The organism is Agromyces binzhouensis (genome assembly GCF_004135055.1).
Lineage (GTDB): Bacteria > Actinomycetota > Actinomycetes > Actinomycetales > Microbacteriaceae > Agromyces > Agromyces binzhouensis.
On sequence record NZ_SDPL01000057.1, the window covers coordinates 1 to 11,441 of the forward strand.

Genomic DNA, 11,441 nt, shown 5'->3' on the forward strand with positions numbered 1-11,441 from the left:
GGGCGCGTCGGGCGGCGACCGCGGCACGCGATGCGGCGACCCGGTCGACCTCGGGCGGGGCGGATGCCACGGCGCGATCAGACATCGAGCGCCCCCACCTCGTCGGCGCGTCGCGCGATCGCGTCCGCGATCCCGTCGGGACCGGCGGCGAGCAGTCCCCGGCTGTCGGTCAGGATCGCCCCGGGGGCGAGCGAACCCAGCCGTGCCGGGACGTCGCGGAGCTCGCCGCCCTGGAAGCCGATCCCGGGAACCAGCACGGGCACCCGCGGGCGGGCGTCGCTCGAGACGTCGATGCCGAACTCCTCGGGCACGATGGTGGCGCCGAGCACGACGCCGACCGAGCCGAACGGTCGCTCGTCGGCGCCGTCGCGGCTCCGGTTCCAGGCGTCCACGCCCGACACGATCGCACCGGCCACCGACGAGCCCTCGCGGCTCGACCCCTGCAGCACGGCCTGCTGGATCGCCGCCGCCTCGGGGTTCGAGGTCGCCGCGACGACGAACAGGCCGGCCTGCGCGGCCTCCGCCTGGCGCATCACGCCCTCGATCGAGCCGAGGCCCTGGTAGGCGTAGATCGTCATGGCGTCGGCGCGCAGCGACGATCCGTGCGAGAGCCACGCCTCGCCGTACGCCTCGACGGTCGAGCCGATGTCGCCGCGCTTGACGTCGGCGATCACGAGGAGGCCCGCGTCGCGGGCGAGCTCGAGCACGCGCTCGAGGGCGACGTAGCCGGCCGAGCCGTGGCGTTCGAAGAACGACACCTGCGGCTTGACGATCCCGACCCGCCCGGCGGCGGCATCCACCACCCGGAGCCCGAACTCGCGAACGCCCGCCCCGGAGTCCGGGAGCCCCCACTCGTCGAGGAGCCAGGCGTGCGGGTCGATGCCCACGCAGAGGCGCCCGCGCGTGCCGAATGCCGCGTCGAGGCGTTCGCCGAACGAGGCGAGGCCGTTCACTCGGCGACCTCTCCGGCCCGGCGGCGCGCATACTCCTGCAGGCTCGTGACCTCGAAGCCACCGTCGTTCACGTCGAGGGACGCGACCGCGGCCGAGAGCTCCGCGATGGTGGTGAACAGCGGGATGTCCGCCGCGACCGCAGCGGCACGGATCTCGTAGCCGTCGGCGCGCGCCGAGCGACCGCTCGGCGTGTTCACGACCACGTCGATCTCGCCGCGGTGGATCAGCTCCACGACCGAGGTCGCGTCCTCGCCCTCCTTCTCGCTGTACTTCAGCACCACGTCGGCCCCGATGCCGTTGCGACGGAGCACCTCTGCCGTGCCCTCGGTCGCCACGAGGTCGTAGCCGAGCTGCTGCATCCGGAGCACCGGGAGGATGATCGCGCGCTTGTCGCGGTCGGAGACCGAGACGAACACGCGACCCGACAGCGGCATCCCGCCGTAGGCGGCGAGCTGGCTCTTCGCGAACGCGCGCGGGAAGTCGCGGTCGATGCCCATGACCTCGCCGGTCGAGCGCATCTCGGGGCCGAGCACCGAGTCGACCATGATGCCCTCGCGGGTGCGGAACCGGTGGAACGGCAGCACGGCCTCCTTGACGGCGACCGGCGCGTCGAGCGGCACCCTCGAGCCGTCGACCTCGGGCAGCAGCCCCTCGGCGACGAGGTCGCGGATCGAGTCGCCGACCATGATGCGGGACGCCGCCTTCGCGAGCGGGATGCCGAGCGCCTTCGAGACGAAGGGCACCGTGCGACTCGCGCGCGGGTTCGCCTCCAGCACGTAGAGCACGCCCGCCGCGACCGCGAACTGCACGTTGAGGAGGCCCCGCACGCCGACGCCCTCCGCGATCGCGCGCGTCGCCGTGCGCACCCGGTCGACCTCGGCACGACCGAGCGTGACCGGCGGGAGCGTGCAGCTCGAGTCGCCCGAGTGGATGCCGGCCTCCTCGATGTGCTCCATGACGCCCCCGACGTAGAGCTCGGTGCCGTCGTAGAGCGCGTCGACGTCGATCTCGATGGCGTCGTCGAGGAAGCGGTCGACGAGCAGCGGATGGGTCGGGCCCACGATGCCCTGGTCCTCGATGCGAGCGAAGTAGTCGACGAGGGAGGGCGTGTCGTACACGATCTCCATGCCGCGGCCGCCGAGCACGAAGCTCGGGCGCACGAGCACCGGGTAGCCGATCTGCTCGGCCACCTGCACGGCGCCCGCGAGCTCGGTCGCGGTGCCGTTGCGCGGGGCCAGCAGGCCCGCACCGTCGAGGATGGCGGCGAACTGCCCGCGCTCCTCGGCGAGGTCGATCGCGTCGGGCGTGGTGCCCAGGATCGGCACGCCGGCGGCCTCGAGCCCCTTCGCGAGCCCGAGCGCGGTCTGGCCGCCGAGCTGGACGACGACGCCCACGAGCTCGCCCGACTGGGACTCGGCGTGGATCACCTCGAGCACGTCCTCGAGCGTGAGCGGCTCGAAGTAGAGTCGATCGCTCGTGTCGTAGTCGGTCGAGACCGTCTCGGGGTTGCAGTTGATCATGATCGTCTCGTACCCGGCCTCGGAGAGCGCGAACGACGCGTGCACGCACGAGTAGTCGAACTCGACGCCCTGGCCGATGCGGTTCGGACCGGAGCCGAGGATGACGACCTTCCGGCGGTCGCTCGGCGCGACCTCGGTCTCGAGGTCGTAGCTCGAGTAGTGGTACGGGGTGAGCGCCGGGAACTCGCCCGCGCACGTGTCGACGGTCTTGAACACCGGGCGGACGCCGAGGATGTGGCGGACCTCGCGCGCGTCGGCCTCGCCGAAGCCGCGGAGCTGGCCGATCTGCGCGTCCGAGAACCCGTGGTCCTTCGCGAGGAGCAGCGTGTCGGTGTCGAGGGCGTCTGCGCCGGCGATCCGCTCGGCGACCTCGTTGATGAGCACGATCTGGTCGAGGAACCACGGGTCGATCTTCGTGGCCTCGAAGGCCTGCTCGATCGACGCGCCCTTCCGGAGCGCCTGCTGGACGAGCACGATCCGGCCGTCGGTCGGCACCGAGGCCTCCTCGAGCAGTTCGTCGACCGATCGCGACTCGTCGCCCCAGTGGAAGCTCGATCCGCGCTTCTCCAGCGAGCGCAGCGCCTTCTGCAGCGCCGTCGTGTAGTTGCGGCCGATCGCCATGGCCTCGCCGACCGACTTCATGGTCGTCGTCAGCGTCGGGTCGGCGGCGGGGAACTTCTCGAACGCGAACCGCGGCACCTTCACGACGACGTAGTCGAGCGTCGGCTCGAACGACGCCGGCGTCACCTTCGTGATGTCGTTCGGGATCTCGTCGAGGCGGTAGCCGATCGCGAGCTTCGCCGCGATCTTCGCGATCGGGAAGCCCGTGGCCTTCGACGCGAGCGCCGAGGACCGCGAGACGCGCGGGTTCATCTCGATGACGATCACGCGCCCGTCGGCGGGGTCGACCGCGAACTGGATGTTGCAGCCGCCCGTGTCGACGCCGACGGCGCGGATGATGTCGATGCCGATGTCGCGGAGCTTCTGGTACTCGCGGTCGGTCAGCGTGAGCGCGGGCGCGACCGTGATCGAGTCGCCCGTGTGCACGCCGACGGGGTCGACGTTCTCGATCGAGCAGACGACGACGGTGTTGTCGGCCGTGTCGCGCATGAGCTCGAGCTCGTACTCCTTCCAGCCGAGGATGGACTCCTCCAGGAGCACCTCGGTGGTCGGCGAGTCGTGCAGGCCCTGCGTCACGATGCGGACGAGGTCCTCCTCGGTGTACGCGAAGCCCGAGCCGAGGCCGCCCATCGTGAACGACGGTCGGACCACGAGCGGGTAGCCGAGGTCGAGCGCGAACTCCTTCGCCTGCTCGAGCGTCGTGGCGACGTGCGAGCGGGCGACGTCGGCGCCGGCCTCGATGACGAGGTCCTTGAAGAGCTGGCGGTCCTCGCCCTTGCGGATCGCGTCGACCTTGGCGCCGATGAGCTCGACGCCGTGCTTGTCGAGGATCCCGGCGTCGTGCAGGGCGATCGCGGCGTTCAGCGCGGTCTGGCCGCCGAGCGTCGGCAGCACGGCGTCCGGCTTCTCCTTGACGATGATCGACTCGATCACCTCGGGGGTGATCGGCTCGACGTACGTCGCGTCGGCGAAGCCGGGGTCGGTCATGATCGTGGCCGGGTTCGGGTTCACGAGGATGACCCGGACGCCCTCCGCCCGGAGGACGCGGCAGGCCTGGGTGCCCGAGTAGTCGAACTCGGCGGCCTGCCCGATGACGATCGGGCCCGACCCGATGACGAGGACGGAATTGATGTCGTCGCGCTTGGGCATTACTTCCCGGCCTCCTGGCTGTCGTCGGTGGTCCTGTTCGCGATGACCATGTCGCGGAAGCGGTCGAAGAGGTAGTTGGCGTCGTGCGGGCCGGCCGCCGACTCCGGGTGGTACTGGACCGAGAACGCGGGGATGTCGAGGCAGTTCAGGCCCTCGACGACGTCGTCGTTGAGGTCGACGTGGCTGACCTCGACGCGGCCGAAGCCCTGGCTCGACTCGCTGACGGCGTCGGTCGGCGCCGCGACGGCGAAGCCGTGGTTGTGCGCGGTGATCTCCACCCGCCCGGTCGCCCGGTCGAGCACCGGCTGGTTGATGCCGCGGTGCCCGAACGGCAGCTTGTACGTGTCGAAGCCGAGCGCGCGCCCGAGCAGCTGGTTGCCGAAGCAGATGCCGAAGTACGGCAGGCCGGCGCGGAGCGCCGAGCGGAGGAGCTCGACGTGACGCTCGGACGCGCTCGGGTCACCGGGGCCGTTCGAGAAGAACAGCGCGTCGGGTTCGAGCGCGAGCACGTCGTCGACCGTGACCGTCTGCGGGAGCACGTGCACGTCGAAGCCCCGCTCGGCGAGGTAGTTCAGCGTCGACGTCTTCACGCCGAGGTCGAGCACGGCGACCGAGCCGACGCGCTCGCCCGTCGCGGGCAGCGTGTAGCGCTCGCCCGTCGAGACCGCCCCGGACAGGTTGCGGCCCGTCATCTGCTCGCCGGACTGCACCAGGTCGAGCTGCTCGCCGGGCGAGAGGTGGGCCTCCTCGCCGGAGAAGACGCCCGCGCGCATCGCCCCGAGCGAGCGGATGTGCCGCGTGACCGCGCGCGTGTCGATGCCGCTGATGCCGACGACGCCGGCCGCGGCGAGGTCGTCGTCGAGGCTCCGCTGGGAGCGGAAGTTCGACACGACCCGGGATGGGTCGCGCACGACGAAGCCCGCGACCCAGATGCGTGCGGACTCCATGTCCTCGTCGTTCATGCCCGTGTTGCCGATGTGCGGCGCGGTCATGAGCACGATCTGGCCGGCGTACGACGGGTCGGTCAGCGTCTCCTGGTAGCCGGTCATCCCGGTCGCGAACACGGCCTCGCCGAGCGTGCGCCCGCGGGCGCCGTAGGCGCGACCCTCGTACCGGGTGCCGTCCTCCAGCACGAGCACGGCTCTGGTGAGGTCGATCGCAGCGGCGGGCGCCTGCTCGTCGACGGTGGTCGGGGTCTCAGTCATCCGAGGCCTCGCTCTCCTCTGCTTCCGGCTGCGGCGCCTCGGGCGCCGCAGCGATCTCGTTCACGGCGGCCACGAACCGGGCGGAATCGCCCGGGTACCGGCACCGAAGGTAGCTGTCGACCCGCGTCGGAACCTCGGGCTCCGACCGGTCGTCGACCATCCAGGTGAGGGCCACGAGGCCCTCGGGCTCGACCCCGCGATCGATCGCGTAGGTCGCCGTCCCGGCGGCCGCGATGCGGTCGGCCGGGATGAAGCTCGCCAGCTCGCCCGCGATGCGGAGGAGCACGCCCTTGCGGTGCACCTCGACGCGCGCCGAGCCGCGGAAGGCGAGGCCCTCGACGGCGAGCCGCTCGAGGGGGTCGCCCTCGGGGGTCGTCGCGACGTAGAGCGCCTCGATCTCGAGCGTGGTGGTCCCGGGGTCGGCGGGCGGCGCGTACGCGGCGAGGGTCTCGTCGCGCACCGTGCGACGGCGCCAGGAGCGCCACATCAGCCAGGCGGCCACGGCGACGATCGCGACCGCGACGAGCGCGCCGATCCATCGGTTATCCACGCGCGCTCCCCTCGGGACGACGGGCGGATGCCGCGGCGACCTCGGCGGCGGGCCGGACCGCGCCGTCGAGCACCGTCGGCACGCCGCGGTGGAACGTCGCGACGACGCGCCCGGGGAGCGTGCGTCCGAGGTAGGGCGAGTTGACGCTGCGTCCGGCGAGCCGGTCGACGCCGAAGTCCGCGGTCGCGCTCGGGTCGAGGAGGGTGAGCTCTGCGGCCGATCCGGTCGCGACGGGCTCGCCGTGGCCTCGCAGGCGGCCGATCCGCGCGGGCGTCGCGGAGAGCACCCGCGCGACGTCGGCCCAGCCCATCAGGCCGGAGTCGACCATGGTCTGCTGGACCACGGACAGCGCCGACTCGAGGCCGACCATGCCGTTCGCGGCGGCGTCCCACTCGCACTCCTTCGCCTCGACCGGGTGCGGTGCGTGGTCGGTCGCGACGATGTCGATCGTGCCGTCGGCGAGGGCCGCGCGGAGCGCGTCGACGTCCTCCTGGCGGCGCAGCGGCGGGTTGACCTTGTACCGGGGGTCGTACCCGGCGACGAGGTCCTCGGTGAGCAGCAGGTGGTGCGGCGTGACCTCGGCGGTGACGTCGATGCCGCGGGCCTTCGCCCAGCGGATGACCTCGACCGACCCGGCCGTCGAGACGTGGCACACGTGCAGGCGCGACCCGACGTGCTCGGCGAGGAGCACGTCGCGCGCGATGATCGACTCCTCGGCGACCGCGGGCCAGCCGGCCAGGCCGAGCTCGCCCGAGAGCGCGCCCTCGTTCATCTGCGCGCCCTGGGTGAGGCGAGGCTCCTGCGCGTGCTGGGCGATGACTCCGTCGAACGCCTTGACGTACTCGAGGGCCCGGCGCATGAGGAGCGGGTCGAAGACGCAGAAGCCGTCGTCGCTGAAGACGCGCACGCCGGCGCGCGAGGCGGCCATGGCGCCGAGTTCGGCGAGCTGCTCGCCCTTCAGCCCGACGGTGACGGCGCCGATCGGCTGCACGGTCGCGTAGCCCGCGGCCTCGCCGAGCGTGAGCTCCTGCTCGACGACGCCCGCCGTGTCGGCGACGGGGAACGTGTTCGCCATGGCGAACACGGCCGTGAAGCCGCCGGCCGCGGCCGCACGGGTGCCCGTGAGCACGGTCTCGCTCTGCTCGTAGCCCGGCTCGCGGAGGTGCGTGTGGAGGTCGACGAGGCCGGGAAGGGCGACCAGCCCGTCGGCGTCGACGACCGTCGCGCCCGCGGCATCCGCCACCGTGCCGACGTCTGCGATGCGCCCGTCGTCGAGCAGGATGTCGGCGCGCTCGCCCGTGGGCAGGGTCGCACCGCGGATCAGGAACGACTCGCTCATCGGGACTCACCCCGTTCGCCGGACAGCAGCAGGTATAGGGCGGCCATTCTCACTGATACTCCGTTCGCGACCTGCTCGCGCACCGTCGACTGCGTGGAGTCGGCGGCGCGGGCGGCGATCTCGAGCCCGCGGTTCATCGGGCCCGGATGCATGACCATCGTAGTCTCGGGAAGCTGGGCGAACCGGTGGTCGTCCAGCCCCCAGGTGCGCGCGTATTCGCGGCTGTTCGGGAAGAACGCTCCGTGCATGCGCTCCGCCTGGATGCGGAGCATCATGACGACGTCGGGTCCGGTGGCGAGTGCTCGGTCGAGGTCGTACTCGATCGCGGCGGGCCAGCCGGACACGTCGACGGGCACGAGCGTCGGCGGCGCCACGAGCGTCACGTCGGCGCCGAGCGTCTCGAGGAGCCACACGTTCGAGCGGGCGACCCGCGAGTGCAGGACGTCGCCGACGATCACGACCCGCACGCCGTCGAGGTCGCGGCCGCGCGAGGCCGCGCCGTGGAGGCGGCGGCGCATCGTGAAGGCGTCGAGCAGTGCCTGGGTGGGATGCTCGTGGGTGCCGTCGCCGGCGTTCACGACGCCCGCGTCGATCCATCCGCTCGTGGCGAGCGTGAGGGGCGCACCCGAGGCGGGGTGGCGGATCACGACGCCGTCGGCGCCCATCGCCTGCAGCGTCTGCGCCGTGTCCTTCAGCGATTCGCCCTTGGAGACGCTCGAGCCCTTGGCGCTGAAGTTGATGACGTCGGCCGAGAGCCGCTTCGCGGCGGCCTCGAACGAGATGCGCGTGCGCGTGGAGTCCTCGAAGAAGAGGTTCACGACGGTGCGGCCGCGGAGCGTGGGCAGCTTCTTGACCTCGCGCTCCTGGACGGCGGCCATGTCCTCGGCGATGTCGAGCAGCGCGATGGCGTCGTCGCGCGACAGGTCGCGCGTGCTGAGCAGGTGCCTCACTCGTCACCGCCCTCGATCGTGACGGCGTCGTCGCCGTCGACCTCGGCCAGGTGCACGTTGATGCGCTCGCGGGTCGAGCTCGGCAGGTTCTTGCCGACGTAGTCCGCGCGGATCGGGAACTCGCGGTGGCCGCGGTCGACGAGCACCGCGAGGCGCACCGCGCGGGCGCGGCCGAGGTCGGCGAGCGCGTCGAGGGCGGCGCGGATGGTGCGGCCCGAGTAGAGCACGTCGTCGACGAGCACCACGACCCGGCCGTCGATGCCGTCGCCCGGCACCTCGGTCGGGTGGGTGGCGCGCACGGGGTTGCGGCCCAGGTCGTCGCGGTACATCGTCACGTCGAGCGCCCCTGCGGGCACGTCGACGCCGGCGATCCGGGACACGAGCCGGGCGAGTCGCTCGGCCAGCGCCACGCCGCGCGTGGGAATGCCGAGGAGGACGAGATCGTCGGCGCCGCGATTGGCTTCGAGGATCTCGTGGGCGATACGGGTCAGCGCCCGCTCGAGGTCTGCCTGCTGGAGCACGGTGCGCACAGCGATGCGGACTCCCTTCTCCGCCTCACGGGACGGGCTTCAAGGTTGTCGGTCGCTCGATCCTACCAGCGGCGATGGGGCGCAGGGTGCCGTGGCGCCCGCCGTGCGGGCGGGTGCTCCGCTACGGTGCGGACATGCGATCGCGCCCGAGCCGTTCCGTCGCGGTGACCGCGGCCCTGCTGGCCGCCGCCTGGGCGTTCGTCCTCCTGCCGCCGCAGCAGCACGCATGGTCGGGCGGGTACGCCATGCCGCGTTGGCTGTTCGTGCTCGATCGACTGCCCCCGTACGACGCCGTGCGCGGCTGGCTCGTGTCGGTCGGGCAGCCCGACTTCTACCTGGTCTTCGGCGCCGCGGCATCCGTGTCGTTCGCCCTCGCCTGGTTCGCCACCGGCCCCGCCTTCGCCGCGCTCGGCTGGGCGGGACGGGTGCTCGGCTGGCTTGTGCTCGCCGGCGCCGCGGTCACGCTGCTCAGCTACCTCAACCACGCCGACGGCGCGCCGCTCCGGGTGCTCTGGGGCGCGGAGGCGCTCGTGATCATGGCGATCGGACTCTGGGCGCTGGTCGTCGCGTTCCTCGCGCCGCGCGGCGCGGGGATCCCGGTCTGGGAGCGCGTGCTCCTCGGTGCCACCCTGCCGGTCCTGGTGGGCGCGACCGCGCTGTTCACGTACTGGCCGCACGGGACGCTCATCGGGTTCGGGCTGGAGGCTGCGGCGCTCGCGGCATGGGGTGCCCGGCCGGACTCGCCCGCGGTCGGGAACGGAGTCGGCCCGGTCGACTGAAGCTCGCGAATCGCGGAGGGGGCGGGATGCGTTCGCATCCCGCCCCCTCCGCCATCGGGCGCGCGGCGGCTCAACGCGAACGCGCCGGTCCGCGCAGGACACGCGAGGCGATGACGAGCGCCGCGGCGATGAGTACGACGTTCTTCGCCACGTACTGGCCGAGGAGCGTCGGGCCGCCGGCCGTGACCAGCTGGTCGGTGAAGAACACGATCGGCGAGAGGATGCCGACGAACGCGACCGCGAGGACCACCAGCCCGAGCCTCGCAGTGCGGCCCGAGATCAGGAGCAGGCCAGCCGTGGTCTCGATGACGGCCGTGAGCACGAGCGCGAGCTGGCCGCCCACGAGGCCGAACGTGAGCACGCCCCACGTCGCCTCGACGAGCGGCTCGACGGGACTCGCGCCCGGGACGAACTTCAGGGCGCCGAACACGACGAACACGGCGCCGAGCGCGACGCGGAGGGCGGGGATGCTCCACCGTTCGAGGAGCGCCTTGAGCGCGCCCTCGGCGTCGGCGAGGCGTGCGGAGGGCGACCGGTGGTCGGCCGCTCGACGCGCTCCGGCCTGCGGGAAGCCGTGCGCGGAGATGCTGGTCATGACGAGGTGCTCCTTCCAGAGCGGAGGTCGGGTGCCGGGTGGCGGATGCCGCGGAATGCGACGTCTCCCAGTGAACGACCGCCCGCGCGCCCGCGGATCAGTGCCCGCTCGGGAAGGCGCGGAGGGACGTCCCCGTTTCCGGGCGGGTGCGCGCCCCGGGCGCTCCTCCGGGTCCGCCCGCAGCCGTCCCCCGTCCGGGGGATCCTCCGTTCGACGGCTGGCCACGGCATCTCCCCGCGTGCTTCGACGAGCTCGACCTCGCCGCGACCTTCCCCGCCGTCCGGGACCGCAAGGGTCCGCGACAGCTGCTGGCGAACGTCGAGCACCTGTTCGTCGGGACCGGGGCGGCGCAGGGCGACGACCTCGTCGCGGCGTACGAGGAGCGACCCTGGGACGTGATCGTCGCCGACAACCTCAGCCTGGGTATGCACTTCGCCGCCGAACGCACCGGCACGCCATCGGTCACGGTGAGCATCGTGCCCCTCTCGATCCCCACGCCCGAGCTCCCACCGCCGATCCTCCCGCTGCGGCCGGCCGCCGGTCTGCTCGGGAGGCTCCGCGATCGCATCCTCCACGCGGCGCTCGCCCTGTCGACACGTGGCATCCGGCGCGCCTACGACGCGCAGCGCGCGGCATCCGGCCTGCCGCCCACCGATGCGCCGCTCGACGCGGCGTGGCACTCCCCCGACCTCGTCTGCGCGTCGGGCGTTCCGCAGCTCGAGTTCCCGCGGAGCGGTTGGCCGGTGCGCGTCGAGTTCGTCGGCGCGCTCGCGCCGAAGGGCTCCATCCGGCCCGAGCCCCCCGGCTGGTGGGCGGAGCTGCCCGAGGACCGTCCCATCGTGCACGTGACGCAGGGGACGCTCAACGTCGACCCGGACGACCTCATCCGGCCCGCGTTCGCAGCTCTCGGCCGGCAGCCCGTCTCGGTCGTCGCGACGACCGGCCGCGCCGACGCGCCCGACCTGACGTTCGCGGCGCCGCCGAACGCCTACGTCGCCGGACTCGTCGACTACGCGGCGCTCCTCCCCCGGACCGATGCGATGATCACCAACGGCGGATGGGGCGGCGTGCTCGCCGCGCTCGCGCACGGCATCCCCCTCATCGTCGCCGGCGGCGACATCGACAAGCCCGTGATCGCGGCACGCGTCGCGTGGGCGGGCGCGAACTGCGCGCGCACGACGGGCCGCGGGAGGTCGTCGAGCACACGATGGCGCTCGTCGAGCGCCGCCGTGCGGCGCGAACGGACGAGC

Annotated in this window: 10 protein-coding genes; 2 read left to right on the forward strand and 8 right to left on the reverse strand. The window is 72.7% G+C overall.

The window, feature by feature from the left end; genetic code table 11:
• Nucleotides 1-77: 77 nt before the first annotated feature.
• Genes pyrF through pyrR form a run of 7 tightly spaced genes read right to left on the reverse strand, consistent with a single transcriptional unit; the run spans nt 78 to nt 8,823 of the window.
• Nucleotides 78-953: an orotidine-5'-phosphate decarboxylase gene (pyrF, locus tag ESO86_RS05070; RefSeq protein ID WP_129233789.1), complete on the reverse strand. Its 876-nt coding sequence runs from the start codon at nt 951-953 to the stop codon at nt 78-80.
• On the reverse strand, nt 950-4,243 hold the full coding sequence (carB, locus tag ESO86_RS05075; protein WP_129233790.1) for a carbamoyl-phosphate synthase large subunit: 3,294 nt from the start codon (nt 4,241-4,243) through the stop codon (nt 950-952). Before carB ends, pyrF begins: the two co-directional genes overlap by 4 nt.
• Nucleotides 4,243-5,448, reverse strand: coding sequence for a glutamine-hydrolyzing carbamoyl-phosphate synthase small subunit (carA, locus tag ESO86_RS05080; protein ID WP_207207020.1), 1,206 nt, complete (start codon nt 5,446-5,448; stop codon nt 4,243-4,245). Before carA ends, carB begins: the two co-directional genes overlap by 1 nt.
• On the reverse strand, nt 5,441-5,998 hold the full coding sequence (locus tag ESO86_RS05085) for a PH-like domain-containing protein (protein WP_207207021.1): 558 nt from the start codon (nt 5,996-5,998) through the stop codon (nt 5,441-5,443). Before ESO86_RS05085 ends, carA begins: the two co-directional genes overlap by 8 nt.
• Nucleotides 5,991-7,337, reverse strand: coding sequence for a dihydroorotase (locus ESO86_RS05090; RefSeq protein WP_129233791.1), 1,347 nt, complete (start codon nt 7,335-7,337; stop codon nt 5,991-5,993). The genes ESO86_RS05085 and ESO86_RS05090 overlap by 8 nt, the downstream gene beginning before the upstream one ends.
• Nucleotides 7,334-8,287 carry an aspartate carbamoyltransferase catalytic subunit gene (locus ESO86_RS05095; protein ID WP_129233792.1) on the reverse strand — a complete coding sequence of 318 codons (954 nt, stop codon included), beginning with the start codon at nt 8,285-8,287 and terminating at the stop codon, nt 7,334-7,336. The genes ESO86_RS05090 and ESO86_RS05095 overlap by 4 nt, the downstream gene beginning before the upstream one ends.
• Complete coding sequence (gene pyrR / locus ESO86_RS05100) at nt 8,284-8,823, reverse strand: bifunctional pyr operon transcriptional regulator/uracil phosphoribosyltransferase PyrR (RefSeq protein ID WP_129233793.1); 540 nt, start codon at nt 8,821-8,823, stop codon at nt 8,284-8,286. Before pyrR ends, ESO86_RS05095 begins: the two co-directional genes overlap by 4 nt.
• Nucleotides 8,824-8,951: 128 nt before the next feature.
• Between pyrR and ESO86_RS05105 the strand changes: the two genes are divergently transcribed.
• Nucleotides 8,952-9,596 carry a hypothetical protein gene (locus ESO86_RS05105; protein ID WP_129233794.1) on the forward strand — a complete coding sequence of 215 codons (645 nt, stop codon included), beginning with the start codon at nt 8,952-8,954 and terminating at the stop codon, nt 9,594-9,596.
• Between the two features lie 70 nt (nt 9,597-9,666).
• On the opposite strand, the gene ESO86_RS05110 is transcribed toward ESO86_RS05105, so the two are convergent.
• The gene (locus ESO86_RS05110; protein WP_129233795.1) at nt 9,667-10,191 is read right to left on the reverse strand and encodes a DoxX family membrane protein; all 525 of its coding nucleotides are present in this window, start codon (nt 10,189-10,191) and stop codon (nt 9,667-9,669) included.
• Between the two features lie 146 nt (nt 10,192-10,337).
• On the opposite strand from ESO86_RS05110, the gene ESO86_RS05115 reads away from it, so the two are divergent.
• Nucleotides 10,338-11,441 (forward strand): glycosyltransferase (locus tag ESO86_RS05115; RefSeq protein ID WP_165307343.1); only part of this gene is annotated, 1,104 nt, incomplete at its 3' end.

What these genes read in the sequence shown, in the direction of transcription:
- carA (WP_207207020.1), bottom strand. Translation starts at nt 5,448, where the DNA reads ATGACTGAGACCCCGACCACCGTCGACGAGCAGGCGCCCGCCGCTGCG.
- ESO86_RS05110 (WP_129233795.1), bottom strand. Translation starts at nt 10,191, where the DNA reads ATGACCAGCATCTCCGCGCACGGCTTCCCGCAGGCCGGAGCGCGTCGA.
- ESO86_RS05090 (WP_129233791.1), bottom strand. Translation starts at nt 7,337, where the DNA reads ATGAGCGAGTCGTTCCTGATCCGCGGTGCGACCCTGCCCACGGGCGAG.
- ESO86_RS05105 (WP_129233794.1), top strand. Translation starts at nt 8,952, where the DNA reads ATGCGATCGCGCCCGAGCCGTTCCGTCGCGGTGACCGCGGCCCTGCTG.
- carB (WP_129233790.1), bottom strand. Translation starts at nt 4,243, where the DNA reads ATGCCCAAGCGCGACGACATCAATTCCGTCCTCGTCATCGGGTCGGGC.